The sequence below is a fragment of the Streptococcus sp. GMD6S genome, assembly GCF_000297015.1.
The window spans coordinates 1-857 of record NZ_AJRH01000343.1 but is presented as its reverse complement, the minus strand read 5'-3'; the positions used below and the strand labels follow the sequence as shown (position 1 = coordinate 857).

Genomic DNA, 857 nt, shown 5'->3' with positions numbered 1-857 from the left:
AGCAAATGCGCTTCGCGCTTGTCAAAACTTTGCTTAGCAAGGTCAACCAAACGCTCGATTAGTTCTGGGTAGCTGATTCCCATATTGTCCCAAAGTAGTGGATACATAGACCACTGGGTAAAACCTGGCATGGTATTAAGCTCATTTAGGAAAATCTCGCCCTTATCTGTATAGAAGAAATCACAACGAGACAGACCGAGGCCACCAATCGCACGGAAGGCTGTTTCAGCATTTCGACGCATGACAGCTACCACATCATCACTAATCTTGGCTGGGATGTCCATGGTAATCTTGTTATCGATGTATTTGGCATCATAGTCATAAAAGGCAACATCCTTAACCACTTCACCAGGAAGCGTGCTCTTGACATCGTAGTTGCCCAAGAGACCAACCTCGATTTCACGGGCATTTACCCCTTGCTCTACTAAGACACGGCTGTCATATTGGAAGGCAAGTTCCAAAGCTTGACGGAGTTCTTCTTGGTTTTCAGACTTAGAAATACCGACACTTGAACCCATATTTGACGGCTTCGTGAAGACTGGATAAGTCAGTTTTTCTTCAACTTCAGCGATTTTAGCAGTCACATCATCGCCTTCAACGATGGCCACATAAGGTACTTGGGCAATCCCAGCAGACTCCAAGACACGCTTGGTCGTAATTTTATCCATGGCAAGGCTGGATGACAAGATATTACAACCAACATAAGGCATTTTCAAAACTTCTAAGAATCCTTGAACTGAACCATCTTCTCCCATCGGACCATGAAGAACTGGAAAGACCACTGCACCTTCTTCATAGATGGCACTTGGCGCTATTTTCTTGTCCCAGTCAATAGTCGCATTGGTCATGAGACGATC

The 857-nt window shown here is 44.9% G+C and carries 1 protein-coding gene; it reads right to left on the bottom strand.

Annotated elements, in window-relative coordinates:
• Positions 1–857 (bottom strand): D-alanine--D-alanine ligase (locus tag GMD6S_RS11500; RefSeq protein ID WP_000112872.1); only part of this gene is annotated, 857 nt, incomplete at both ends.